This is a genomic window from Afifella sp. IM 167, from assembly GCF_020144925.1.
Taxonomy (GTDB): Bacteria; Pseudomonadota; Alphaproteobacteria; order Rhizobiales; family Afifellaceae; genus Afifella.
Genome location: NZ_NSLC01000005.1, coordinates 201,679 through 223,959, shown reverse-complemented (window position 1 = coordinate 223,959; position 22,281 = coordinate 201,679). Strand labels below are relative to the sequence as shown.

Genomic DNA, 22,281 nt, shown 5'->3' with positions numbered 1-22,281 from the left:
GCCCGCTTCTGCGGGGGCCGCGCCCGCCCTGCCCTCAGGCCGGCTTCCTGGCAACGCCGACGAAGTCCGCCCTGGCATTCTTCTTGGCGAGGACGAAGGGCTCGACGCCGACCGACTGGGCAAAGTCGATGAAGGCGAGATTGTTGTGCAGGTCGTCCGACACGAGGAGGCCGCCGGGCTTCAGCGCCTCCCAGATGCGCGGATAGGCGAACATCCGCCCGTCATACGACTTGTCGGAATCGTAATGGGCAAGGTCGAGGGGAGCGAAGTCGGCGAGCGCGCCGGGCAGCTCATCGCGGTCCGCGCCTGACCTCAGCGACCAGAACCGCCTGAGCTCCTGCGGCACGGCAAGGCCGACATACTTGTCCATGCCCATCTCCAGATAGGGCAGGTCGATGCTGACGAGGCGGGCGGAGGGGCGCTCGCTGATCGCCGACAGGATGGCCAGGCTGGACCAGCCCCAGGCCACACCCGTCTCCAGGACGCGCTCGGCCCCGGTCGCCCGGCAGAGCGAATAGAGCAGGTCCTGATCGGCCGGGCCGCCCATATGTCCCTTGACGCCGGATATGCGCTCGCGGGCACCGCTCACGCGTTGCGGATGCTCGGCAGCGAAGTCGCGAATCGCGTCCTGCGGCAGGCCGAGCCGGCTGAACAGTTCCTCGATGCCAATCGCCCGCTCGGAGCATACCGCCACGGCTTCCCGGCCCTGCTTCGCGGAATCCTCTCTGGGCGAGAGCTTGGCCGAGATACGCCGGCCCAATTCGGGCCAGTAGCGCGGCTGGGCAAAGCGCCGCGCCAGATGGAGCCATTTGCTGAAGAAGTCCGGTTCTTGAAGCGAGGCAGGCGAGCGCGACATCGACAGAATTCCCCCGAGGCTGGTGGCCCGATTTGCCTCCGCGCCGCCCGCTCGCCGGGCGTACAGGGCTATCGGCCTACCCGATCCATCCGTGTTTTACCGAAGGGACCAAATCCGGACTATGACCAGCTCATGCCTGCGTCAATAATCCCGCGCCGCGTTTGAAACAAATCTTCTCAGAAAGGGTGAATCCCCGAGGCTCGCATCCGCGTAGACGGACGGGCGAGCGTGAAACTGCAGGACATCATCTGCAAAAGCCGTGAGGAGGCGCTCTTCGGGAAGCTTTATGAGAGAGCGAGGCCGCTCTCTCGCTCGTTTTGCCTCTCGCCCCGGAGCGCGCCAAGCGCTGCCGGAAAGACAAAGTGGTGCCCAGGAGAGGACTCGAACCTCCACGCCTTGCGGCACACGGACCTGAACCGTGCGCGTCTACCAATTCCGCCACCTGGGCCCGGAAAAGCGGTGCCCGTCTAAGCCCATGCGCGGGGGGAAGTCAATCGAAAGAGAGGGCTGCGCCACAAGGCCCTAAAGCTGTTGCGGCAAAACCCCTTTCGCCGCCTTCAGCCGCGCCCGCCCTGGCGCTTTGCGGCCGGCTTCTCAAGCCGCTCAGGCTCCGCGCCTTCGCTCTCGGGCGAGACAGCTGCGGGCGCCGGCTCGGCCGGCGGAATGGCGGCCCGTCCGCCCGCGGCGGCAGGCGCTGGGGCGGCGCCAGGGGCGCCGTCGGCCTGCTGACGGCTCTTCACCCTCTGGGCGAGGCGGCCCTTGCGGCGCTCGCGGATGCGAACCCGCTTGATGCGCCGCGGATCGGCCTCCAGCACCTCGATCTCGTAGCCTTCGAGCGCGTTGACGATTTCGCCCCGCACGGGGATGCGGCCGAGCAGCGTGTAGATGAGGCCGCCGACCGTCTCCACCTCCTCTCCGAGATCGCCGATGACGAATCCCGGCCCGATCACCTCGGAAAGCTCCTCGAGCTCGGCCCTGGCATCGGCGACGAAGACGCCCTCGGCCACCTTGGTGATGTCGGCCTCTTCCTCGTCGTCGTGCTCGTCCTCGATCTCGCCGACGATGACCTCGACCAGATCCTCCAGCGAGATGAGGCCGTCCGTGCCGCCGTATTCGTCGATGACGAGAGCCATCTGGGTGCGGCCGGCCTGCATGCGTTCCAGCAGCATGCGCGCCGGCATGGAGGGCGGAACGAAGAGGATCGGACGGATGATGCCGGCCGTGCGCAGGGAGCGCGACAGGTCGACGGGGGAGAAATCGAGCGTCGTGTCGAAGCGGAAGCGGCGTTCCGTCTCGTCCTGGCTGGCGCCTTCGCTGGAGGGATGGGCGACATCCTTGCGCGCCTGGTCGAGCACCCAGCCGACGACGTCCTTCAGGTGCACCATGCCGATCGGATCGTCGAGGGTCTCGCGATAGACGGGGAGCCTTGAATGTCCGGCCTCCTTGAAGGCCATCAGCACGGTGGCGAGCTTGACCTCGTGATCGACGGCGTCGATGTCGGCGCGCGGCAGCATGACGTCCTCGACGCGCATGTCGCCGAGCTTGAGGACGGCGCGCAGCATCGCCCGCTCCTCGGGAGCGAAGGCGGCGCCGTCGGCCTCGTCGGCGGCGAGCACATGCTCGATCTCGGAACGCGCAGAGCCGTTGGCCTTCATCCTCAACAGGGATTTCAGGCTCTGGCGCAACCGGTCCGTAACGCTCTCGGACTGCGATTGGGTGGAGGATTCCTCAGGAAGCCCCGCAGGACTTCGGGCGATATCGTCGCTCATGATCGGGTCGCCGGCATGTCGGGCTCACGGTAGGGATCGGCAATGCCGAGCCTTGCGAGCGCCTGTCGCTCCAGCGTTTCCATCTCCTCTGCTTCAGCCTCTATTTGGTGATCAAAGCCGACAAGATGCAAGGAGCCATGCACAAGGAGGTGAGCAAAATGGTCGAGAAAGTCCTTTCCGGCCTCCTCGGCCTCGCGCCGCAGCGTCTCCTCGGCAAGGACGATATCGCCCAAAAGCGGGCCCGGCGGCTGCGGCCATGACAGCACGTTGGTGGGCTTTTCCTTGCCGCGCCAGGCGGCGTTCAGCCTGGCGATGGCCGCGTCGTCGGTCAGAAGAACGCTGAGTTCCACCTTCTCATCGCCGGCGATGGCCGGCTGCCAGCCGGCCTCTTCCAGTGCCGCGCCGACGGCCCTTTCCACGAGTGGGAAAAGCTCCTCACTGGGCGGCCAGTCTCCCGCCTCGCGGGCGAGCTCGATGGAAAGGCGCTGCATTTCGTCTCACAGCTCGCTCTTGGCGATCGCCCCGCCCTCGTTCTCGTAGGCATCGACGATGCGCTGGACCAGCGGATGGCGCACGACATCCTCGGCCTTGAAGCGGACGATCTCGATGCCTTCCACGCCGCCCAGGATGCGCGTGGCTTCCATCAGGCCCGAAATCTCGCCTTCCTTGAGGTCGATCTGCGAGGGATCGCCGGTGACGATCATCTTGGAGCCCTCGCCGAGACGGGTCAAAAACATCTTCATCTGCATGGCGGTGGTGTTCTGCGCCTCGTCGAGAATGACGGCGGCATGGGCGAGGGTGCGCCCGCGCATGAAGGCGAGCGGGGCGATCTCGATCGTGCCGGAAGCGAGAAGCCGCTCCACCTTGTCGGCCGCCATCATGTCGTAGAGGGCGTCGTAGAGAGGGCGCAGATACGGATCGACCTTCTCGCGCATGTCGCCCGGCAGGAAGCCGAGCCGCTCGCCGGCCTCCACCGCCGGGCGGGAGAGGATGACGCGCTCGATGTCGCCGCGCTCCAGAAGCGCCGCGGCGAAGGCGACCGCCAGGTAGGTCTTGCCGGTGCCGGCAGGGCCGATGCCGAAGATGAGCTCGCAGCGGTCCATGGCGCGGATGTAGACGTCCTGGCGGGGCGTGCGCGCCGTGACGGAGCGTTTTCGGGTGCCGATCTGGGCGAACTGCATGCGCGAGCCGGCCTCGATGCTCGGCAGCGACCATTGCGCGCCGGGGCTGTCGGCCATGCGGATCGCTCCCTCCACGTCGCCCTGATGCACCTCGTGGCCCTCCAGGAGCCGCTGGTAGAGCGAATCGAGGATGGTGCGGGCCTGACTGAGCGCATCCGCCTCGCCGCGCAGGGTGAGGACGTTGCCGCGCGCCACGGCCTCGAGCCCGAGCTTTCGCTCGATCAGGGCGAGGTGCTGGTCGAATTCGCCGAATAGCGCGCTCGCCAGGCGGTTGTCGTCGAAGACGAGCTCGATCTCATCGCCGCCGGAGCGGTCGCGCCGGGAACGCGTCCCCGCGACCGCCATCAGGCGGAGAGCCTTGCGGGCGCATCGCCCGCCAGCGCGGCGAAGAGGCTGTTGGAGCCGAGGCTTTCCACCACGACGGGGACGATCTCGCCAATGCTTCTTCCCGGCGCGTCGACGTTGACCGCCTGCAGGAAGGGCGAGCGGCCGACGAGCTGGCCCGGGCGGCGGCCCGGACGTTCCAGGAGAACTTCCATCCTCAGACCCACGGTGGCTGCGTTGAAGCGCTTCTGCTGCTTGGAAAGCAGCGCCTGAAGGCGGGCGAGACGCTCCGCCTTCACTTCCTCGGGCACCTGCTCGCGCGAGGCGGCGGGCGTTCCGGGGCGCGGGGAATACTTGAAGGAATAGGCCGAGGCGTAGCCGACGCGCTCCACCAGATCCATGGTGTCGGCGAAATCGGCCTCGCTCTCGCCGGGAAAGCCGACGATGAAATCGCCGGAAAGGGCAAGGTCGGGCCGCACCTGGCGCAACCGGTCGATGAGGCGGAAATATTCCTCGCGGCCGTGGCGGCGGTTCATGGCGGCGAGCACCCGGTCGGAGCCCGACTGCACCGGAAGATGCAGATAGGGCATCAGCTTTTCGCAATCGCCATGGGCGGCGACGAGATCGTCCGACATGTCGCGCGGATGGGAGGTCGTGTAGCGGATGCGGGCGAGTTCCGGCAGCTCGGCAAGCTCCCTGACGAGGCGCGCCAGCGACCAGTCCCGCCCGTCCGGGCCTTCGCCGTGATAGGCGTTGACGTTCTGACCGAGCAGCATGATCTCGCGCACGCCCGAGGCGAGGAGCCGCTTCGCCTCGGCGACGATCCTTTCGGCAGGCCGGGAGAATTCGCCGCCGCGCGTATAGGGCACGACGCAGAAGGTGCAGAACTTGTCGCAACCTTCCTGAACGGTGAGAAAGGCGCTCGGCGCGGCTTTTTTCGGCGGGGCCGGCAGGAGATCGAATTTGCGCTCGTCGAACTCGGTCTCGACCGCGGCGCCGCCGGAGCGGGCCCGGGCGAGCGTTTCGCCGAGGCGATGGTAGCTCTGCGGGCCGACGACGACGTCGACGGCGGGGGCCCGGCGGATGATCTCCTCGCCCTCGGCCTGCGCGACGCAGCCGGCGACGGCGATCTCGACCCGCCTTCCCTCGCGCTTCGCCTCCTCCTTCAGGTGGCGGATGCGGCCGACCTCGGAGTAGACCTTCTCGGCCGCCTTCTCGCGGATATGGCAGGTGTTGAGCACGATGAGGTCGGCGCCTTCCGGCGCCTCCACCGTTTCATAGCCCTCGCGCGCCAGGACGTCCGCCATACGAGCGGAGTCGTAGACGTTCATCTGGCATCCGTAGGTCTTGATGAAGACTTTGCGTGTCGCCGGAATCATGAAGGACGGCGCGTGCTCCTCGGCTGGCGCGTCATCGGCTAGGTTTAGCGGAAACGGGCTCCGCTCGCTAGACCGTTTTGCCGCCGAGCTAAAGCCCTTTTGCGACAGGCCTGTGGCGTCAGGCCCTCGGCGTGCCGATCGCGGCCATGACGGCATCCGGATCGCGGCCGGTATTGAGTTCCGACACGGCCGTGTGCACGGCGACGCCCGCCGCCCGCGCCGCGGCTTTTCGGTCGCTGCCCGCTCCGATCTCCACCGGCGGCAGGAAGGCGACATGCACGTCGATGCCGCCCCGCGACAGGAGCTTGGCAAGATGCGGGAGGAGGTCCAGGTCGCCGAACCAGGCGACCCATGGACGGTGCTGGCGTCCGAGCGGCATGCCGAGCATGCGCGTATAGGCGATGGCGACCGGCTGCAGCGTCGCCGGGTTTTCGCCGAGCATGCCGCGCTGGGCGGCGCCGAGGATAGCGGAGCGGAAGGGCAGGACGTGGTTGCCGTCCGAAGAGGTGCCTTCCGGGAAAAGCACCATCACGTCGCCGGCATGCAGTCGCTCGGCGATCTCGTCGGTCGCCCTGCCGGTCGAATGGCGCTTCTCGCGGTCGATGAAGACGGAGCGCTGCAGCTTGGCGAAGAGACCGAAGAGCGGCCAGTCGGCCACCTCCTTCTTGGCGATGAAGGAGACGGGCGCAATGGCGCTGAGGACGGAGATGTCGAGCCAGGAAATATGGTTGGACAGCAAAAGCAGCGGGCGCCTGTCGCTGATGCTCCCATGCACGACGAGCCGGATATCGAAGAGGCGCAGAACGAAGCGATGCCACCAGAGCGGAATGCGCTTGGCCGCCCGCCCGCCGATCTTCAGGCAGAGCGCCTGGGCGGGAATGGCGACGGCGATCGAGAGGAAGAAGAGCAGGCCGGCGGTGAAGAGCCTCAGATAGGCGAACATACGGCTCACGCGCCTCCGGCCGGCGCATGCGCGACGGCCAAGGCGGCAGCAGCCGCACCCATTGCCTGCAGTTCTCGTCTCGGCCCCAGCATAGCCCCTGCCCGCGCCCTCTGACGGTTCGCTAGAGGAGTTGCCGGCGCATGACAAGCGCGGGAAGGCGGGCCTGATCGTCGCCGGTGTAGTAGGCGGGGCGCGTGCCGACTTCGGCAAAGCCGAGCCGGCGGTAGAGATTGACCGCCGGCGCGTTGCCCGCCTCCACCTCCAGATGCAGCGCGGCGGCGCGGTCGTGGTAGAGGCGGCGAATCGCCTCCTCCATCAGCTTGCGGGCGACGCCGCGGCGGCGATAGGCCGAGCGCACGGCGATGGTGATGATCTCCGAATCGTCCGCCGCCTGGCGGAAAAGGACGAAGCCGGCCGGCGCCGTCGAGCCGAAGCGGCCGGTGTGGAAGGCGATCAGAGCCGAAACGCCCCGCTGGGAGAGGAAGGAGGCGAAATCGCCGTCCGTCCAGGCGTGGCGGAAGGCGCCGCGATGGATGGCTGCGAGATAGGCCGCATCCTCGGGCGTCGCCTCGCGGAGCGAGATTCTGGGCTGGAGAAGACTGCGCATCATCGTCTCGCCAGCGCCTTTCCCGCCTGCGGCCTGGCGTCCGGGGGGCGCAGATAGAGCGGCACGGGCGGGCTTTCGCCCCTGCCCGCTGCCGCCATCGCCGCGACCGTGGCGATATCGGCGCTGGCGGCCACGCCGAGGATGGCAGGCGTCATCGCCGAGGGCTCCATCGAGCCGACGATGGCGGAAGCCGCCGAGCCCGTCAGGACGAGGCCGCTACCGATATGCGGGGCGAGGATGGCCGGCGCCTCCTCCTCTGCAACCCGCACGGAGGAGAGGAGGACGGCGCCTTCGCCAGTCTCGATGCGCAGGCAGACATTGCCGCGCCCGGCCGCGAGAAGCGCCGCGATCACCCCGGAGCCGGCCTGGCTTCGGGCAGCCTCGACCATCGCTTCGAGGACATCGATGCCGACCGCCTCCACCTTGAGGGCGAGAGCCAGGCCGCGCGCAGCGGCGACGCCGATGCGCACACCGGTGAAGGAGCCCGGTCCGACGGTGGCCGCGATGCGTCCGATATCGGCATAGGAGCGGCCGGCCGAGGCAAGCACCCCGTCGATCATCGGGAAAAGCCGTTCGGCGTGGCCGCGGCCGATCTCCTCTTCTTCCCGCGCCAGGACGGTGAGCCCTGCGCCGGCATCTTCGGCGAGCGCGACGGCACAGGCCGGGCCGGCCGTATCGAGGGCGAGAAGAATCATCGCCCCCGATCTATCGGCGGGGGCGGTGGCTGTCGAGGCGAGAGAAGAAAGGCGGCTCTGCGCGGTCGCTAGACCGGGCGGACTTCCTGCACATCCGGCACGAAATGGCGCAGAAGGTTTTCGATGCCGTGCTTCAGGGTCGCCGTGGACGACGGGCAGCCCGCGCAGGCACCGCGCATGTTGAGGAAGACGACGCCGTTGCGGAAGCCCTGGAAGGTGATGTCGCCGCCATCGTTGGCGACGGCGGGCCGCACGCGCGTGTCGATCAGTTCCTTGATCATCGCGACGGTCTGCTTGTCGGCGTCCTCGAAGAACTCGCCTTCCAGCGTCTCGCTCTCATCGGCCGCCAGAACCGGGGCGCCGGACATGTAGTGCTCCATGATGGCACCGAGCACGGCCGGCTTGATGTGCTGCCATTCGGCGGTCGACTTCGTCACGGTGATGAAGTCGTGCCCGAGGAAGACGCCGGTCACCCCGTCGACGGAGAAGATGCGCTCGGCCAGCGGCGAGGAGGAAGCCTCCTCCGCCGAGCGGAACTCGCGCGTATCCTCCGGAAGCACGGGCTTGCCGGGCAGGAACTTCAGCGTTGCGGGATTCGGGGTCTCTTCAGTCTGGATGAACATCTCGGCCTCGTGGGGCATCCGGCAAGGCAGCCGCCGCCTGCAATTCACCTGAGGAGATGGACCTCGGGGTGCCCTTCGTCAAGGGCGGGCGAGCGGCGCCAAAGCCCGCGGAAGTTCCGCAAGTGACTGATCCGGCAGCCGGAAAGCGAGCCCGCGCGGCAAGACCCGTCTCACTCGACGATGGCGAGCGCAAAGCCGTCCCAGCCCTTGGCTCCGACGGTCTGGAGGGCGGTGGCCGAAAGACGCGGATCGCCGCCAAGCATGTCGAGGAACCTTTGCGTGCCGACGACGCCCTCGTCACCCAGATCCGGGCCGGCGACGCGGCCGTCGCGCACGACGTTGTCGCCGAGAATGACGCCGCCGGGACGGGTGAGCTTCAGCGCCCATTCCAGATAGGCGGGATTGTTCGGCTTGTCGGCGTCGATGAAAACGAAGTCGAAGGGCCCGGCCGCCTCTTCCTCAAGCGCCGGCAGGCTGGCGAGCGCCGCGCCGAGGCGGATGTCGACGCGCGACGACAGGCCGGCGCGCTCGAGATTGGCGCGCGCCACCTCGGCATGGGCGGGCACGGCCTCGAGCGTGACGAGACGGCCATCCTCCGGCAGCGCACGGGCGAGCCAGATGCTCGAATAGCCGCCGAGCGTGCCGATCTCCAGAATGCGGCGCGCGCCCATCATACGGGCGAGGAGGTAAAGAAGCTTGCCCTGAAGCGGCGAGACGTCGATCGCCGGAAGCCCCGCCGCCTCGTTGGCGGCAAGCGCCTCCTCCAGCACCGGATCGGGCGACAGAAGCCGCTCTTCCAGATAGGCATCCACTTCGTCCCAGTCGCTCATGGCCCCTCCGATCCTGCTTTTCGCGGATATGGGCGCGGGAGCGAAAAGGTCGAGGGGGCGTTGCCGGCCGGCTCACACGCCCGCCGCGACCCCCGTCTCCCAGCCGAGCATGGCGCGCTTGCGGGTGAGGCCCCAATGATAGCCGGTCAGCGCGCCGGAGCGGCCGAGCACCCGGTGGCAGGGCACCACGAAGGAGATCGGATTTCTTCCCACCGCGGCGCCGACGGCGCGGGCCGCCTTCGGCCTCTCGATCTTGCGGGCGATGTCGGAATAGGTGGTGGCGCGGGCGAACGGGATCTTCAGGAGCGTCTCCCAGACGCGCACCTCGAAATCGGAGCCGATGAAGACGATGCGCAAGGGCTCCTCCTCGCGCCAGGCGGCCGGATCGAAGACGCGCCTGGCATAGGCGGCGGTCTCTTCCGGCGCGTGGCGGTAGGTCGCCTGCGGATAGCGGGCCTGCATGTCGGCGAGCACCTCCTGCTCGCTTCCCGATCCGGCGCCGTCCTCGGCGAAGGCGAGGCCGGTCAGCCCGTATTCGGTGGCCAGCAGCAGCGCCTTGCCGAAGGGCGAGGCGTGGAAGCCCCAGACCATCTCCATGCCGGCGCCCCGGCCCTTGTAGCCGCCTGGCGTCATGGCGTGGTGGGTGACGAAGAGGTCGTGCAGGCGGCCCGGCCCGGACAGGCCGACCTCGTAGGTGGTGTCGAGGACGCTCGCCGACTGGTCGAGGAGCCGTCGGGCATTGTCGAGCGTGACCGCCTGCAGGAAGCCCTTGGGGGAGAGGCCGCACCAGCGGGTGAAGAGCTTCTGCAGCCGCGTCGGCGTCATGCCGACATGGCGCGCGAGCTCCTCCAGCTCCGGCTGGTCGCGGTAATGCTCCGTGAGATAGGCGATGACGGAGCAGACGACGGCGTAGTCGTCATCCTGGGGAAGGGTCGGAAGCGGGCTCTGCATGGTCATGACGTTGGTCGCGGATCGTTGCATACCGGCAAAAGATGCGCCGGCCGGGACGGGCATGCCACCCGATTCTTGCCGCCGCTCCCCGCGGTTCAGACGCTGCCGGCAAGGGAAGGCGGGCTGCGCACCTGCGCCAGGGCATCGCCAAGAGCCCGGGCAAAGCTCGCCCGATCGTCCGGATTGAGGAAATCGCCGATCGGCACGGCCATGCCGCGGCAGACCGCGGCAAGGCGGATCATCCCCTCATCCTCCTCCTCGCGCGCTTCAAGGCGCGTCCAGTAGGGGTCGAGCCTCAGCTCGGCGGCCCTGCCGTTCGGCGCCACCTTGCGGATGACGAGCGTGCTGCGGCTCACCGCCACGTCCTCGAAGGCGCGGGCCGAGCGATAGTTGAGCTTGAAGGCGAACCACATGACGGCGAAGTCGAGGCCGAACACGCCGGCGATCGGCCAGGCGCCGATGCGCCAGAAGAGAAGGCCGGAGAAGAAACAGGTGGCGCCGAAGACGAGCATGAAGGCGCTGTAGCCGGCCGGCCCCAGGGATCGGTGGGGGGTGAGCGTGGCGGCAAAGATCAGCGGCTCGTCGGCCGGCGAAGACGCCAGGGCTGAAGGCACGTTGCTCTCGCTCATTTGTAGTCATTATAGGGAAGCGATGGCAAAAAGCACCCTCACCCCAACGGCGAAAAAGAAGCCCCCACGCGGCCGGGCCTCCCGGCTGAGCAAGGCCGAGATCGAAACGCTGTTCCAGCGGCTGCGCGAGGCGCGTCCGGCGCCGGAAACGGAGCTGGAATACACCGATCCCTACACGCTTCTCGTCGCCGTCGTGCTCTCGGCGCAGGCGACGGATGCCGGCGTCAACAAGGCGACCCGCATCCTCTTTGCGGATGCGCCGACACCTCAGAAGATGGTCGCGCTCGGCGAGGCCGCGGTGCGCGAGCGCATCAAGACGATCGGGCTCTTCCGCAACAAGGCAAAGAATGTCGTGGCGCTGTCGGAGCGGCTGCTTGCCGAGCATGGCGGCGAAGTGCCCAGAAGCCGCGAGGCGCTCCAGGCGCTGCCGGGCGTCGGGCGCAAGACCGCCAATGTCGTGCTCAACGTCGCCTTCGGCGAGAAGACGATGGCCGTCGACACGCATATCTTCCGGATCGCGAACCGCACGGGGCTGGCGCCGGGCAAGGATCCGCTGGCGGTGGAACTGGCGCTGGAAAAGGTCGTGCCGGACGCCTTCGCGCTCCACGCGCATCACTGGCTGATCCTGCACGGGCGCTATGTGTGCGTCGCGCGCAAGCCGAAATGCCCCGAATGCGTGATCGCCGACATCTGCCGCTACGGCGACAAGACGGAGCCGGCGGGCGCGGTGCTGGCGAAGGGATGATGCCGGCGCGCCCGGGTCTGGCCCTTCGCGCATTGCCCTTTAGGATGAGGGCGGCATGGCCGAGCTATCGGCACGGGGGAGCCATCCGATGGGACCGCTGACATTCCGGCTTGTCGTCTGGTTCTGGGTCGCCGTCGCGCTCGTTGCGGCGACGCGCATCGGGCTTGCCGTCTTCGTCCTCCTCGTCGTGGCCGGCATGGCGAGCATCGCGCCCTTCCTCGGCGTTCTCGGCAATGTCCGCGACGCCACGATCGCCGCCATTTTCGCGGCCGTCCTCGTCTCGCTCTATGGGCTCGTCAAGGCGCTCCGCGCCCGGCGGCGCGGCGACATCGCCATAGCCCGGCTCTACAGCGTCATCCCGATCAGCATTGTCGGCCTTGCGGTCGCTTTCGTCATCGGCGCCCTGCAATGGCACGCGAGCGGGGCCGCCGAGCCCCTGAAATGAAAAAGGCGGCCCGCAGGCCGCCTTTCTCGTCTTCTGCGCGAAGCCTAGGCCTCCAGCCCCTCGAACAGCGCCGTGGACAGATAGCGCTCGGCGAAGGAGGGGATGATGAGGACGATGTTCTTGCCCTCGAATTCCGGCCGCTGGCCGAGCTTCACCGCGGCGGCGATGGCCGCCCCGGAGGAAATGCCGACCGGAATGCCCTCCAGCCGGGCGCATAGCCGCGCATATTCGAAGGCCTCGTCGCTGGCGACCTGCATCACCTCGTCGTAGATCTCGGTGTCCAGAATGGAGGGCGCGAAGCCCGCGCCGATGCCCTGGATCTTGTGCGGGCCGGAGGAGCCGCCGGAAAGGACCGGGCTCTCGGCCGGCTCCACCGCGGCGATGAACAGGCCGGGCTTGCGGCCCTTCAGGACCTGACCGACGCCGGTGATGGTGCCGCCCGTGCCGATGCCGGCGACGAAGGCGTCGATCTCGCCGCCCGTATCGTTCCAGATCTCCTCGGCGGTGGTCTTCCTGTGGATCTCCGGATTGGCCGGATTGTCGAACTGCTGCGGCATCACCGCATTCGGCGTCGCCTCGATCAGCTCCTCGGCCTTGGCGATGGCGCCCTTCATGCCCTTGGGGCCTTCCGTCAGGACGAGATCCGCGCCGAGCAGGCGCAGCATCTTGCGGCGCTCGACGGACATCGTCTCCGGCATGGTGAGGATCAGCTTGTAGCCCTTGGCGGCAGCGGCGAAGGCGAGCGCGATGCCGGTATTGCCGGATGTCGGCTCGATCAGCACCGTCTTGCCGGGCTCCGCCTTGCCGTCGCGCTCCAGCGCTTCCAGCATGGCGACGCCGATGCGATCCTTGACCGAGGCGATCGGGTTGAAGAATTCGAGCTTGCCGAGAAGGTGGGCCTTGACGCCCTTCTCCCTGGCAATCTTGTCGAGCCGGACGATGGGCGTGTCGCCGATCGTCTCGGTGATGGAATTGTAGATGCGACCGCGACCGGGCTTCTTGCCGGTGACGTCGCGCTGAAGAGCCTGTTCGTTCATGGCATCCTCCTGAGGATTTTTCCGTTGGCTATAGGCTAGGGCCGAAAGGGGGCCGGGGCGAGGCGAGCGGGCCCAGCGCCTTGCGGAGCAACAGAATCAAATTTTGTGGCAGGCGCCGTTTCAGGAATGAAATTGCGCGTCAGCCCCGCCTGCGCTCGATCCAGTCCGTGGCGATCGCCGTGACCATGCCGAAGACGACATGGGCGCCGAAGCGCTTCACCGCCCCGCCCTCCGGCGCCCGGAACTCGCCCCGGGCAATGCCGACGGCATGGCCGAGGCCCGCCGTGGTGACGGCGTGCAGGAGAGCTCCATAGGCCGCTCCGAGCAGCACCGGCGGAACGTCCGGCAGGCGTTCGCGCACTACCGCATAGGCCTGGCCGAAGCCGATGGAGGCGAGAAGATGGTTGCCCTGGGCCGAGGCGAAGGCGCTCGCCCGGTCGCGGCGGCGTAGCGCGTCGGAGGGGCGGTCGAGCAGCGCCTCCTCGTCGTCGGAGACGGCGGCATGCCCCAGTCCGCTCTGGCGGGCGACGGCAATCGCGGCGCTGACGACGAGACCCCCGACAAGGCCGCCCAGCATGGCGTTGGTGTATCGGCTCAAGAGCACCTCCCTTTGCATCTTGCAACGGCGGGAAGGGCAAAAGGATGCGCCGGCCGCCGCATGGGGGCTCAGGTGGGATCGGCGGTGAGGGTGAGAAGGGCGAGACCCGGCGTATGCAGGCCGAGATCGAAGGCGGGGCCTATATCTTCGGCCCGTACCGCTCCCGGCGGCGCGTGGGAGGTCGCTTCGAGGATCGATGCGAGCGCCTGCTCGCGGCTGCCGATCCCCTCCGCCGCGATATGTCCGAGCTTGATCGCGGCCTCGCGCGCGGCAAGTCCGACCTCGGCCGGCGGCGTCACGGAAAGCCGCCAGCGCTCGAAGCCGCAGAGGCTCTCGACCCGTTCGCGCCCGAACTCCTCCACCAGAGGCGTGGTGCCGGCGTCGACGAAGCCGATGCGGCGCAGGGTCCGGCCCGAGGCCGGGTTGAGATGCGCCCAGTAGACCGCATAGAGCCTGCCGGCATCGGGCAGGGCACGGAAAGCCGCGACCGCAGCGGCCGCCGCCTCGCTCATGACGCGCTTGCCGTGGAAGGCGGAGCCGAGGGCGTAGAAGAGTTCGCCAGACCATTTCCCGGCCTCGCGCGCCATGCCGAAGAAGCCGACGATGCCGATCGGCCTGTCCTTTGGCGCGAACATCCCGGAAGCGTCGGTGACGGCGAAGGCGCCGATGCCCCCGTCGCTCCAGATGGCATTCTCGCCGTCGATGCCGAGCGAATCGCACCATTTGCGAGCGAAGTCGTCGCGCTTGTGCGGCTCGGAGGCGTCGTGGAAGAGGCCCTTCATCACCAGCGGGTCGGAGAAGACGGTCTCCACCAGAGCCGGCCGGTCCGCCATGCGAAGCGGGCGCAGGCAAAGGCGCTCGGTGCGAAGTGTCGTTTCGTTCGTGCTCATGATCCAGTCGCCGCGGGCATGGCCAGAAGACCGCGAAATGGCGCCTTGCCGCAAGCCGCGCCGTGTCCGAAGGCACGCGGCGGCGCGCCCGACGCTCAAGGCATGGCGGCCTCATCGGCCCGGCGCACGAAGCGCTGCTCGACGACCTCCCTGCCCCATTGGTCGCCGCGATATTCCTCTGCGAGGACGAAGCCGTGGCGCACATAAAGGTGCCGGGCGGCATCCAGGCCGCGAAACGTCCAGAGCTGTGTCTCGGCAAAGCCCCGCGCGTCGCAGAAGGCGAGCGCCTCGGCGAGAAGACGGCCGCCGAGGCCGGCGCCACGCAGCTCCGAATCGACGATGAACCACCTCAGATGCGCGCGGCCAGCGCCCAGATCCTCGCCATCGATGGCGATCGAGGCGCCGATACGGCCCGCCTTCGCCGCGTGCCAGAGGCCGTTCTGCGGCCGGTCGAGGCGGGTGACGAAATCGGCCAGACCCGCCGCGACCCTTCCTTCGAAAGCCGCATCGAAACCGGAGGTGCGGGAATAGTAGGTGGCGTGCATTTCGGCGATGCGGCCGACGATGCCGGGAAGGTAGCCGGTGCCGAGCACGATCGCTCTGCCCTCTCCGCTCCTGTCTCGCCCCCCGCCCGGGCCCGCTTCTGCGCCGCGATCTGCGCCGCTCGCCGCGTGCCGATGGGCCGCGAGGGCGTCGGCGTAGCTGCGCAGGCCGAGGAGCACGTTCCGGCGCGCCTCGCCGGACATCGGCGCGAGCGCGCCCTGCACCTGGTCCTCGGCGTAGCCTGTGATACGGGCAAGAAGCGCCTCACCCGCCGCTGTCAGGCTCAGCTGCTTGACCCGGCCATCCTCGGCCGAGCGCTTTTCCGTCACGAGACCGCGCGCCAGGAGGGAAACGAGGAGACGGCTGACCGTCGACTTCTCCAGGATGAGCTTTTCGGTGAGCGCGCGGGCCGGAAGCGCGCCGGCAAGGCCGATCTCGACGATGGCATGCACGGCGGAGGGGGAAAGGTCGGTGCCGGCAAGCGTGCGGTTCAGGAAGCCGAGCTCGCGCACGAGATCGCGCGAGGCGGCGCGGATGTCGGGGACGAGAGAGGGGTTATCGGAAGATAGTTGCATGAAGCAACTTTATGCGAGCGAGATCCCTTCCGCAATCGCGGTCCGACGGCCGAGACGCAAAAAGGGCCGGCCCCGCAGGACCGGCCCTTTCCGGTTTCTCAATCAGGCGCTGGAGCGCTTAGCTGGCGTCGCCAGCCGCGGCGCGGGCTTCTTCGAGCCACTTGTTCCACTCTTCCTGATGACCCTTGATCCAGGCATCGGCGTGGCGCTCGATGTCGGCCTCGGTGTCCTCGCCGTCACGCATCAAGAGGTTCTCTGCGGAGATGTCGTTGGCCGACACCTTCATGATGGAAAACAGCTTGGCGGCGGAAGGATGCGCCTCGGCCCACTCCTTGTTGGCGACGATCTTCTGGTCGTTCGCCTGGAAGCCGTAATTGGAGCCGTCCGGCAGGGCGGTATCGACGTCGCTGCGGCTGCCCGGCAGCGAGGAGAACGGCACGTTCAGCCAGACCACGTCCTTGCCCGGCACGAGAACGCCCGACACCCAGTAGGGCGTCCAGGTGTAGTAGAGGACCGGCTCACCCTGCTTGTAGCGGGTGATGGTGTCGGCGATGATCGCCGAATAGGAGCCCTGGTTGTGGGTGACGGTGTCGCGCAGCTCGAACGCGTCGAGCTGATGCTCGATCACCTTCTCGCAGCCCCAGCCCGGCGTGCAGCCGGTGAGGTCGGCCTTGCCGTCGCCGTCGTTGTCGAAGATCTTCGCGATCTCCGGGTCCTTGAGCTGGCCGAGATTGGTGATGTCGTGCTCTTCGGCCGTCTTCTTGTCGATCAGGTAGCCCTGCAGCGCGCCCGGCGAATAGACGCCTTCGGCCGAGAGCTTATCGTCGCCGCCGGCTTCCTGGTAGAAATCCTGATGCAGCGGGAACCAGCCGTCGGCCAGGAAGGTGCCGTCACCGTTGCCGATGGCGACATAGGCGGTGGCGTATTCCAGCTCCTTGATCGGCTGCACGTCGTAGCCGAGTTCCGTGAGCGCCTTCATGACGAGCATGGTCTGGAAGGTCTCCTCGGCGATCGAGGACTTCAGCGGGATGACTTCGACGCCCTCGCCCGGCTTGTCCTGGGCGAGCGCGGAGCCCGCCATGAGGGCAACGGCGAGACCCGTCGCGGCAGCTGCGCCGCGCAAGGTCGTCGTTCGAAGCATGTGTTTCATGTGGTGATCTCCATGATCTGTTGGTTCGGCCGGCCGCAGCCGGCGGATGAGGTGCAAGACGCGCGGCGCAGGAAGCGCCCTCACGCCTCGCTGGTTCTGGGCTCGGCCTGCGGCCGGGCCCCGGTTCGACCCAATGCCCGCCGCACGAGACCGATCGGTCCGCTCTCGTACCAGGCGAGGTTGCCCCGATCGCGCTTGGTGACGCCGAGGGACTGGGTCATGCGGTCGATGATGATGGCGAGAAGCACGATGCCGACGCCACCGACGGTGGCGAGGCCCATGTCGAGTCGTCCGATGCCCCTGAGCACCATCTGCCCGAGGCCGCCGACGGCGATCATCGAGGCGATCACCACCATCGACAAAGCGAGCATCAGTGTCTGGTTGACGCCCGCCATGATGGTCGGCATCGCGATCGGCAGCTGCACCTTGTAGAGGAGCTGGTGACGCGACGCGCCGAAGCTCTTGGCCGCCTCGATGAGGTCTCCTGGAACCTGGCGGATGCCGAGATTGGTGAGACGGATCAGCGGCGGCAGCGCGAAGATGATCGTGACGATGACGCCCGGCACGTTGCCGATGCCGAAGAGCATGACGATCGGCACCAGATAGACGAAAGCGGGTGTCGTCTGCATGGCGTCGAGGATCGGTCTCAAGACCGATGCCGCCCGGTCGCTGCGGGCGAGCATGATGCCGGTCGGCAGCCCGATCAGAATGCAGAAGAAGACCGACGTGAAGACGAGGGAGAGCGTGATCATGCTCTCGTCCCAGGCGCCGATCAGCCCGATAAAGGTGAGCGCGGCGAGGGCGCCGATGCCGAGGCGCGGACCCGCCGCCTGCCAGGCGAGAAGGCCGAGCAGCAGGATCATGACAAGCGCCGGCACGCCCAGAAGCGTCGACTGGATGCTGGTCAGGACCCAGTCGATGGGCAGGCGGACCGCCTGGAAGAGCGGGCGGAAATGCAGCACCACCCAGTCGAGGAAGGTCTCAACCCAGTCGTTCAGCGGGATGATGGTGAAATCGAAGGGATGGAGGATGTTGAAATGGTTCTCCGGCGCGGGCGCAGCCTGGCTCAGCCAATCGGTGCTGGTACCGCCGCCGCCCGCCGGAGCGCCGTTGCCCCAGGGATTGGAACTAGCCGCATCGCCGGCCGCCTGGGCCGCACCGCCGCCCGAAGAGGCCGCACTGCTGGCGGCGTCGGCCCCGGCCTGAGCCGTCTCTGCCGAAGTCGCGCCCGCCGCGTCGCCGCCGCTGGCCGCAGCCCATGGATTATTGCTTGTCTCAGGCATCTGCCGAGCCCTCCCTGTCGAGTGCTTCCAGGAGGAGCGCGCGAGAGACGACGCCGACGTAGCGGCCCTCCTGGTCGAGGACCGGCAGGCCGCAAGGCGCCGAAGCCACCTGTCCGATGATCTCGCCGATCCGCGTTTTGGCCGAGAGCGGTTCGATGTCGGCAAGGAAGGCGTGCCGCAGTTCCGGCTTTTCCGCCTTCGCTTCCTTCTCCAGCGATGCCGCCGAGACGACGCCGTGGAAATGCTGACGCCGATCGACGACATAGGCGAAGTCGCGGTCGGCCTTGCCGATCCGCTGCAGGGCGCTGCGCACGTTGCCGTCGCGCTCGACGATCGTCACCTGCTCCTTCACGGCGACGTCGCCGGCCGTCAGCACGTTGGAGACGTCGACGCCGCGGAAGAACGAAGCGACGTAATCGTCCGCCGGATTGTTGAGGATCTCGTCCGGCGTGCCGACCTGGACGACGCGGCCGCCTTCCATGATGGCGATCCGGTCGCCGATGCGCATCGCCTCGTCGAGATCGTGCGAGATGAAGATGACGGTACGCTGCTGCTCTTCCTGAAGGGTCAGAAGCTCATCCTGCATTTCGGTGCGAATAAGGGGGTCGAGGGCGGAGAAGGCCTCGTCCATTAAAAGGATGGACGGGTCGTTGGCGAGCGCGCGGGCGAGCCCGACGCGCTGCTGCATGCCGCCCGAAAGTTCGTTGGGATAGGAATGGCCATAGGGCTCCAGCCCGACCTGCGACAGCGCCGAATTGGCCCGCGCCTCGCGCTCGGCCGGCGCGACGCCGGCAAGCTCCAGACCAAAGGCTGCGTTCTGCAGGACGGTCAAATGCGGCAACAGCGCAAAAGACTGGAAGACCATGGAGATGTGCTTGCGACGAAACTCCATGAGCTCTTTTTCCGACATCTTGGCGATGTCGCTGCCCTTGACCACGATTTCACCCGCGGAGGGCTCGATCAGCCGGTTGAGCATACGCACCAGCGTCGATTTACCGGAGCCGGAGAGGCCCATCACGACGAAGATCTCGCCTTCCTTTACGGAAAAACTCGCATCGCAGACGCCGACCGTCATGCCAGTCTTGGCGAAGATTTCGTCTTTGCTTAGTCCGTCTTCATGAAGGGCAATCGCCTTGCCCGGATCGTCGCCGAAAACCTTGAAAAGATTCCTGACAACAAGCGTCTCGCTTTCGCTCAAGTCGCTTGGTCCTTGTTTTGCGTTTTTGTTATAGGATGGGTTTGTTGACCGGAGGGGTAGGTTGACATCGGCTCAATGTCAACCGTCGAAACCTGTCCGGGGCGGCCAAACGCCGCACAAATGCTGAAATTTCGCTTGATTTTGCTGCACCGCATCACCTTCGCGCAACGCCTTCCTGATGACGAGAGGGGCACGCCGTGCCTCGCGGGAAGCCCGCGAGTTGCCCGTGCCAAGCTCTGGTCGCATTCGGCGGCGATCTTCCCGCTTCGGCGCAACGGGACCCATCCGCAGAACCCATCCGGAGGAACGATGACAGCGAGCGATCTCGCTTTGCGTGGCCGCGCCACGATGCGCGCCGCCCTTACCGCGGTTTTCCTCGCCCTTGCTGCGGCGAGCATCTCTCCTGCCGCCGCGGCGGGCCTTAAGGCGGGGATGGTCGGCCCCGGCAGCCCGAGCGAGGTAAAGAGCTTTCATCGCCGCATGCTGGAGCGGCTGAAGGAAGCGGCGAACGAGGGCGAGACGAAGATCGCCATCGACCTTTCTCCCGCCGATGCCGGCGGCACCCCGGCCGAGCTGCGCGCCGCGCTCTCCTCGGGGCGGATCGACATCGCCGCCCTGCCGCTCGCCGCCTCGGCGGCACCGGAGCCGGCGCTTGCGGCCGCCCTCCTGCCGGGCCTGGTGCGCAGCCTTGCCCGCGCCGAGCGATTGAACGGATCGGCCTTCGGACGCGATCTGCGCGCCAGGGCCGAGGAAGCCGGCCTCGTGGTCATCGCGGATGCCTGGCTCTCGGGCGGGCATGCCTCTGCCGGCGCCTGCCTGACCGGTCCCGCCGCCGTCGCCGGCAAGACCCTGCACGCCGAGGCGCCGGCGCTCAGAACCATCCTCATCAAGGCGGGCGCCGCCGTGGCCGAGACGCCGCGCTCACGGCTCGCCGACGCGATGGCGGGCGGGGTGCTAGACGGTATCTTCGCCTCTTCGGAAACGCTGCTGCAGGACGGGATTGCCGAAGCCGCCAAATGCCTGACCGCGCCCGGAGAGGAAACGGTCTTCATCAGCTACGAGCCGCTGGTCATCGCCAAGCCCGCCTGGGACGGGCTTTCACAGGACGAGCAGAAGGCGCTGAAGGCCGCCGGGGCCAAGGCGGCCGAAATGGGGGCGGAAGAGGCGAAGGCGCTGCAGGCAAAGCTCGTCGAGACCTACCGCGCGGCCGGCGTCGAAGTCCAGGAAATGGGCCGGGCGGAGTTCGACCAGTGGCTCGCCGTCGCCAAGGAATCGGCCTTCCGCGACTTCCTGCGCGACAGCCCGGACGGCAAGAAGCTCATCGACGAGGCGATCAGCCTCGACTGAGCGCGCGGCGCCATCTCCTCCAGCGCGGCATCGTCGAACTTGCAAGTGCCGCCCAAGAGCCGCCAAAGAAGGTTTCATGGACCGGAACCTCTATTCCCGCCTCGCCGCCGCCTTTTCCGGCAGCGCACAGGCGACGCCCTTCGCCGAACTCGCCGACGGGCGCATCCTCACCTACCGCGACCTCGACAAAGCCTCGGCGCGCTTCGCCAATGCGCTCGTCTCGCTCGGCGTCAGGCCGGGCGAGCGGGTCGCCGCACAGGTGGAAAAGAGCATCGGGGCGCTGATGCTCTATCTCGGCACGGTGCGGGCCGGCGCGATCTTCCTGCCGCTCAACACCGGGTATACGCCGGCGGAGCTGGAATATTTCGTCGGCGATGCGGAGCCGGCCATCTTCGTCTGCGATCCGGCGAAGGCCGAAAGGCTGCGCGAGACCGCCGAGGCGCGCGGCGCACGTCTGGAGACGCTCGGGACGGCCAGCACGGCGCAAGAGCCGGACGGGACCCTGGCGAAGGCCGCCTTCGCCGCCTCGTCCGCTTTCGACACGGTCGAACGCTCCGACAGCGACCTTGCCGCGATCCTCTACACTTCCGGCACGACGGGACGCTCCAAGGGGGCGATGCTGTCGCACGACAACCTTGCCTCGAACGCCTTCGCGCTGCGGGACCTGTGGCGATTCACCAGCGAAGACGTCCTTCTCCACGCCCTGCCGATCTACCACACGCACGGGCTCTTCACGGCCTGCAACACGCTGATGGCGGCCGGCGCATCGATGATCTTCCTGCCGCGCTTCTCGCTCGACGAGGTGATCGCCGCGCTGCCGCGCGCCACCTCCATGATGGGCGTGCCCACCTTCTATACGCGCCTCCTCTCCGACCCGCGCTTCAGCCGCGAGCTCGTCGCCCATATGCGCCTGTTCACCTCCGGCTCCGCGCCGCTGCTTGCCTCCACCCATGCCGCCTTCGCAGAGCGAACCGGCCACGACGTGCTGGAGCGCTACGGCATGACGGAGACCAACATGAACACCTCCAATCCCTATGACGGAGAAAGGCGCGCCGGCACGGTCGGCTTTCCCCTTCCCGGCGTCTCGCTCAGGATCGCCGATCCCGGCAGCGGCGAGGAAAAGCAGCGGGGCGAGATCGGCGTTATCGAGGTGATGGGTCCGAACGTCTTCAAGGGCTACTGGCGCATGCCGGAAAAGACGGCCATGGATTTCCGGGGCGGGCATTTCATCACCGGCGACCTCGGCCTCATCGACGCGGACGGATACGTCCACATCGTCGGAAGGGCGAAGGACCTGATCATCTCCGGCGGGCTCAACATCTATCCGAAGGAGATCGAGCTGGTGCTCGACGAGATGCCGGGCGTCGCCGAATCCGCCGTGATCGGCGTGCCGCATGCCGATTTCGGCGAAGCGGTCGTCGCCGTCGTCGTGCCGGAGGACGGCGTGGCGCTCTCGTGCGAAAGCATCGGCGCGGCGCTGCGCGACCGGCTCGCCAGCTTCAAGCAACCCAAGCGCATCATCGTGGTTGAGGAACTGCCGCGCAACACGATGGGCAAGGTCGAGAAGAGCCGCCTTCGGGCAGAATTTGCACAGATTCTGTCGGAAATTCAGGCAAGCGAGCCGAAGTGATTTCGGCTAAGACGGTCACCCGACGGACGTTGAAACGATATTGGCCAGCGGGC

The 22,281-nt window shown here is 67.6% G+C and carries 23 protein-coding genes and 1 tRNA gene; 4 read left to right on the top strand and 20 right to left on the bottom strand.

Annotated features, from left to right (window positions below):
• Positions 1 to 34: 34 nt before the first annotated feature.
• From CLD20_RS10740 to CLD20_RS10680, 13 genes are all read right to left on the bottom strand, one after another.
• A complete protein-coding gene (locus tag CLD20_RS10740; protein WP_224406621.1) occupies positions 35 to 856 on the bottom strand; it encodes an O-methyltransferase in 822 nt (273 codons plus the stop codon).
• 363 nt (positions 857 to 1,219) lie between these two features.
• Positions 1,220 to 1,304: transfer RNA gene (locus CLD20_RS10735), tRNA-Leu, on the bottom strand.
• Positions 1,305 to 1,413: 109 nt separating this feature from the next.
• Positions 1,414 to 2,625, bottom strand: coding sequence for a hemolysin family protein (locus CLD20_RS10730; RefSeq protein WP_224406620.1), 1,212 nt, complete (start codon positions 2,623 to 2,625; stop codon positions 1,414 to 1,416).
• Positions 2,622 to 3,116 (bottom strand): rRNA maturation RNase YbeY, encoded by a 495-nt coding sequence (gene ybeY, locus CLD20_RS10725; RefSeq protein ID WP_224406619.1) that lies wholly within the window; start codon positions 3,114 to 3,116, stop codon positions 2,622 to 2,624. The genes CLD20_RS10730 and ybeY overlap by 4 nt, the downstream gene beginning before the upstream one ends.
• A gap of 6 nt (positions 3,117 to 3,122) precedes the next feature.
• Positions 3,123 to 4,151, bottom strand: a complete 1,029-nt coding sequence (locus tag CLD20_RS10720) for a PhoH family protein (protein ID WP_224406618.1) — start codon at positions 4,149 to 4,151, stop codon at positions 3,123 to 3,125.
• Positions 4,151 to 5,509 (bottom strand): tRNA (N6-isopentenyl adenosine(37)-C2)-methylthiotransferase MiaB, encoded by a 1,359-nt coding sequence (gene miaB / locus CLD20_RS10715; RefSeq protein WP_224406617.1) that lies wholly within the window; start codon positions 5,507 to 5,509, stop codon positions 4,151 to 4,153. Before miaB ends, CLD20_RS10720 begins: the two co-directional genes overlap by 1 nt.
• A 118-nt stretch (positions 5,510 to 5,627) precedes the next feature.
• Positions 5,628 to 6,452 (bottom strand): 1-acyl-sn-glycerol-3-phosphate acyltransferase, encoded by an 825-nt coding sequence (locus tag CLD20_RS10710; RefSeq protein WP_224406808.1) that lies wholly within the window; start codon positions 6,450 to 6,452, stop codon positions 5,628 to 5,630.
• A 121-nt stretch (positions 6,453 to 6,573) separates the two neighbouring features.
• On the bottom strand, positions 6,574 to 7,059 hold the full coding sequence (locus CLD20_RS10705) for a GNAT family N-acetyltransferase (protein ID WP_224406616.1): 486 nt from the start codon (positions 7,057 to 7,059) through the stop codon (positions 6,574 to 6,576).
• A complete protein-coding gene (gene tsaB, locus CLD20_RS10700; RefSeq protein WP_224406615.1) occupies positions 7,059 to 7,754 on the bottom strand; it encodes a tRNA (adenosine(37)-N6)-threonylcarbamoyltransferase complex dimerization subunit type 1 TsaB in 696 nt (231 codons plus the stop codon). The genes CLD20_RS10705 and tsaB overlap by 1 nt, the downstream gene beginning before the upstream one ends.
• Before the next feature lie 68 nt (positions 7,755 to 7,822).
• Positions 7,823 to 8,377, bottom strand: a complete 555-nt coding sequence (locus CLD20_RS10695; protein ID WP_224406614.1) for a NifU family protein — start codon at positions 8,375 to 8,377, stop codon at positions 7,823 to 7,825.
• A 170-nt stretch (positions 8,378 to 8,547) separates the two neighbouring features.
• A complete protein-coding gene (locus CLD20_RS10690) occupies positions 8,548 to 9,207 on the bottom strand; it encodes an O-methyltransferase (RefSeq protein ID WP_224406613.1) in 660 nt (219 codons plus the stop codon).
• A 72-nt stretch (positions 9,208 to 9,279) separates the two neighbouring features.
• On the bottom strand, positions 9,280 to 10,164 hold the full coding sequence (locus tag CLD20_RS10685) for a methylated-DNA--[protein]-cysteine S-methyltransferase (protein ID WP_370636872.1): 885 nt from the start codon (positions 10,162 to 10,164) through the stop codon (positions 9,280 to 9,282).
• 89 nt (positions 10,165 to 10,253) lie between these two features.
• Positions 10,254 to 10,787, bottom strand: coding sequence for a DUF2244 domain-containing protein (locus tag CLD20_RS10680; protein WP_224406612.1), 534 nt, complete (start codon positions 10,785 to 10,787; stop codon positions 10,254 to 10,256).
• Positions 10,788 to 10,809: 22 nt separating this feature from the next.
• On the opposite strand from CLD20_RS10680, the gene nth reads away from it, so the two are divergent.
• Together nth and CLD20_RS10670 are read left to right on the top strand one after the other, a co-directional pair.
• A complete protein-coding gene (nth, locus tag CLD20_RS10675) occupies positions 10,810 to 11,532 on the top strand; it encodes an endonuclease III (protein ID WP_224406611.1) in 723 nt (240 codons plus the stop codon).
• A gap of 88 nt (positions 11,533 to 11,620) precedes the next feature.
• Entirely contained in the window at positions 11,621 to 11,977 is a 357-nt protein-coding gene (locus CLD20_RS10670; RefSeq protein ID WP_224406610.1) for a hypothetical protein, read from the top strand.
• 44 nt (positions 11,978 to 12,021) lie between these two features.
• On the opposite strand, the gene cysK is transcribed toward CLD20_RS10670, so the two are convergent.
• The 7 genes from cysK to proV all read right to left on the bottom strand — a co-directional run bounded on the left by cysK (position 12,022) and on the right by proV (position 19,251).
• Entirely contained in the window at positions 12,022 to 13,014 is a 993-nt protein-coding gene (gene cysK / locus CLD20_RS10665) for a cysteine synthase A (RefSeq protein WP_224406609.1), read from the bottom strand.
• Between the two features lie 139 nt (positions 13,015 to 13,153).
• Positions 13,154 to 13,612 carry a hypothetical protein gene (locus tag CLD20_RS10660; protein ID WP_224406608.1) on the bottom strand — a complete coding sequence of 153 codons (459 nt, stop codon included), beginning with the start codon at positions 13,610 to 13,612 and terminating at the stop codon, positions 13,154 to 13,156.
• A gap of 68 nt (positions 13,613 to 13,680) precedes the next feature.
• Positions 13,681 to 14,502 (bottom strand): GNAT family N-acetyltransferase, encoded by an 822-nt coding sequence (locus CLD20_RS10655; protein ID WP_224406607.1) that lies wholly within the window; start codon positions 14,500 to 14,502, stop codon positions 13,681 to 13,683.
• A gap of 95 nt (positions 14,503 to 14,597) precedes the next feature.
• Entirely contained in the window at positions 14,598 to 15,620 is a 1,023-nt protein-coding gene (locus CLD20_RS10650) for a helix-turn-helix domain-containing GNAT family N-acetyltransferase (RefSeq protein WP_224406606.1), read from the bottom strand.
• A gap of 118 nt (positions 15,621 to 15,738) precedes the next feature.
• Positions 15,739 to 16,770, bottom strand: a complete 1,032-nt coding sequence (proX, locus tag CLD20_RS10645; RefSeq protein WP_224406605.1) for a glycine betaine/L-proline ABC transporter substrate-binding protein ProX — start codon at positions 16,768 to 16,770, stop codon at positions 15,739 to 15,741.
• Between the two features lie 80 nt (positions 16,771 to 16,850).
• Positions 16,851 to 18,053: a glycine betaine/L-proline ABC transporter permease ProW gene (proW, locus tag CLD20_RS10640; protein WP_224406604.1), complete on the bottom strand. Its 1,203-nt coding sequence runs from the start codon at positions 18,051 to 18,053 to the stop codon at positions 16,851 to 16,853.
• Entirely contained in the window at positions 18,046 to 19,251 is a 1,206-nt protein-coding gene (gene proV, locus CLD20_RS10635) for a glycine betaine/L-proline ABC transporter ATP-binding protein ProV (protein WP_224406603.1), read from the bottom strand. The genes proW and proV overlap by 8 nt, the downstream gene beginning before the upstream one ends.
• Positions 19,252 to 19,560: 309 nt before the next feature.
• On the opposite strand from proV, the gene dctP reads away from it, so the two are divergent.
• Together dctP and CLD20_RS10625 are read left to right on the top strand one after the other, a co-directional pair.
• On the top strand, positions 19,561 to 20,598 hold the full coding sequence (dctP, locus tag CLD20_RS10630; RefSeq protein WP_224406602.1) for a TRAP transporter substrate-binding protein DctP: 1,038 nt from the start codon (positions 19,561 to 19,563) through the stop codon (positions 20,596 to 20,598).
• 76 nt (positions 20,599 to 20,674) lie between these two features.
• The gene (locus tag CLD20_RS10625; protein WP_224406601.1) at positions 20,675 to 22,228 is read left to right on the top strand and encodes a malonyl-CoA synthase; all 1,554 of its coding nucleotides are present in this window, start codon (positions 20,675 to 20,677) and stop codon (positions 22,226 to 22,228) included.
• The last annotated feature ends 53 nt before the right edge of the window (positions 22,229 to 22,281 follow it).

Excerpts from the sequence above, each read along its gene's own strand:
- CLD20_RS10720 (WP_224406618.1), bottom strand. The coding sequence starts at position 4,151 with ATGGCGGTCGCGGGGACGCGTTCCCGGCGCGACCGCTCCGGCGGCGAT.
- tsaB (WP_224406615.1), bottom strand. The coding sequence starts at position 7,754 with ATGATTCTTCTCGCCCTCGATACGGCCGGCCCGGCCTGTGCCGTCGCG.
- CLD20_RS10650 (WP_224406606.1), bottom strand. The coding sequence starts at position 15,620 with ATGCAACTATCTTCCGATAACCCCTCTCTCGTCCCCGACATCCGCGCC.
- dctP (WP_224406602.1), top strand. The coding sequence starts at position 19,561 with ATGACAGCGAGCGATCTCGCTTTGCGTGGCCGCGCCACGATGCGCGCC.
- proX (WP_224406605.1), bottom strand. The coding sequence starts at position 16,770 with ATGAAACACATGCTTCGAACGACGACCTTGCGCGGCGCAGCTGCCGCG.
- miaB (WP_224406617.1), bottom strand. The coding sequence starts at position 5,509 with ATGATTCCGGCGACACGCAAAGTCTTCATCAAGACCTACGGATGCCAG.
- CLD20_RS10705 (WP_224406616.1), bottom strand. The coding sequence starts at position 7,059 with ATGCGCAGTCTTCTCCAGCCCAGAATCTCGCTCCGCGAGGCGACGCCC.
- ybeY (WP_224406619.1), bottom strand. The coding sequence starts at position 3,116 with ATGCAGCGCCTTTCCATCGAGCTCGCCCGCGAGGCGGGAGACTGGCCG.
- CLD20_RS10680 (WP_224406612.1), bottom strand. The coding sequence starts at position 10,787 with ATGAGCGAGAGCAACGTGCCTTCAGCCCTGGCGTCTTCGCCGGCCGAC.
- CLD20_RS10670 (WP_224406610.1), top strand. The coding sequence starts at position 11,621 with ATGGGACCGCTGACATTCCGGCTTGTCGTCTGGTTCTGGGTCGCCGTC.
- CLD20_RS10695 (WP_224406614.1), bottom strand. The coding sequence starts at position 8,377 with ATGTTCATCCAGACTGAAGAGACCCCGAATCCCGCAACGCTGAAGTTC.
- CLD20_RS10740 (WP_224406621.1), bottom strand. The coding sequence starts at position 856 with ATGTCGCGCTCGCCTGCCTCGCTTCAAGAACCGGACTTCTTCAGCAAA.
- CLD20_RS10730 (WP_224406620.1), bottom strand. The coding sequence starts at position 2,625 with ATGAGCGACGATATCGCCCGAAGTCCTGCGGGGCTTCCTGAGGAATCC.
- CLD20_RS10655 (WP_224406607.1), bottom strand. The coding sequence starts at position 14,502 with ATGAGCACGAACGAAACGACACTTCGCACCGAGCGCCTTTGCCTGCGC.
- nth (WP_224406611.1), top strand. The coding sequence starts at position 10,810 with ATGGCAAAAAGCACCCTCACCCCAACGGCGAAAAAGAAGCCCCCACGC.
- cysK (WP_224406609.1), bottom strand. The coding sequence starts at position 13,014 with ATGAACGAACAGGCTCTTCAGCGCGACGTCACCGGCAAGAAGCCCGGT.
- CLD20_RS10690 (WP_224406613.1), bottom strand. The coding sequence starts at position 9,207 with ATGAGCGACTGGGACGAAGTGGATGCCTATCTGGAAGAGCGGCTTCTG.
- proW (WP_224406604.1), bottom strand. The coding sequence starts at position 18,053 with ATGCCTGAGACAAGCAATAATCCATGGGCTGCGGCCAGCGGCGGCGAC.
- CLD20_RS10710 (WP_224406808.1), bottom strand. The coding sequence starts at position 6,452 with ATGTTCGCCTATCTGAGGCTCTTCACCGCCGGCCTGCTCTTCTTCCTC.
- CLD20_RS10625 (WP_224406601.1), top strand. The coding sequence starts at position 20,675 with ATGGACCGGAACCTCTATTCCCGCCTCGCCGCCGCCTTTTCCGGCAGC.
- CLD20_RS10685 (WP_370636872.1), bottom strand. The coding sequence starts at position 10,164 with ATGACCATGCAGAGCCCGCTTCCGACCCTTCCCCAGGATGACGACTAC.